The sequence below is a fragment of the Oleiphilus sp. HI0123 genome (assembly GCF_001635315.1).
Genome location: NZ_LWGE01001864.1, coordinates 1 through 585, shown reverse-complemented (window position 1 = coordinate 585; position 585 = coordinate 1). Strand labels below are relative to the sequence as shown.

The following is a 585-nucleotide window of genomic DNA, read 5'->3' as shown; positions in this document are numbered from 1 at the left end:
CGGCTCAAGCGACCGTATTGGCGCATATACCGATTATGATCCTAGAAGGTTTTGTTACCGGCGCGGCTGTCTTGCTGATTCGACAAGTTAAACCTGAGCTCCTGCGTATATCGGAGGATTGGGATGATACGTAATCTTTGTTTGCTCTTCCTTGTTTTCGTCAGTTCGCAGAGTGTCGCGCATAACGTACTGGGCGGCGTTTATACCATTGGTGTTGATGTTGAGGGCGAAATAGGTTTTTCCAATGGAGAGATGGCACCACTAGGCTCTAAGGTAATGGTTCGTGATCTCCAGGGTCAAGAAATTGTTTTGGTCGAAACGGATGAGGAGGGCTTCTTTACATTCGAAGCGACGAAGCGGATTGATCATCATATTTACGCGAACCTAGGGGCAGGCCACGTGTTTGAAACAGTTTTAAACGCTGAAGACTTATCGGATACCTTAGGCGAGATTATGGCAGTGGAATCTGCCGACGCTCTGGAAACAAACCTTCGAGGACAGATGTTGGTGGGTAATGACTTACAAGCATTGATCGAAAAGGCTGTCGCAAAACAAATTAAGCCCTTGCGCAAAGAGTTGAATGCC

At 47.2% G+C, this 585-nt stretch carries 2 protein-coding genes; both read left to right on the top strand.

The features are described from left to right. Window positions 1-17: 17 nt before the first annotated feature. Window positions 18-134 carry an energy-coupling factor ABC transporter permease gene (locus tag A3761_RS24955; RefSeq protein ID WP_255374963.1) on the top strand — a complete coding sequence of 39 codons (117 nt, stop codon included), beginning with the start codon at window positions 18-20 and terminating at the stop codon, window positions 132-134. Then, window positions 124-585 (top strand): hypothetical protein (locus tag A3761_RS24950; protein WP_068751123.1); only part of this gene is annotated, 462 nt, incomplete at its 3' end. The genes A3761_RS24955 and A3761_RS24950, both read left to right, overlap by 11 nt.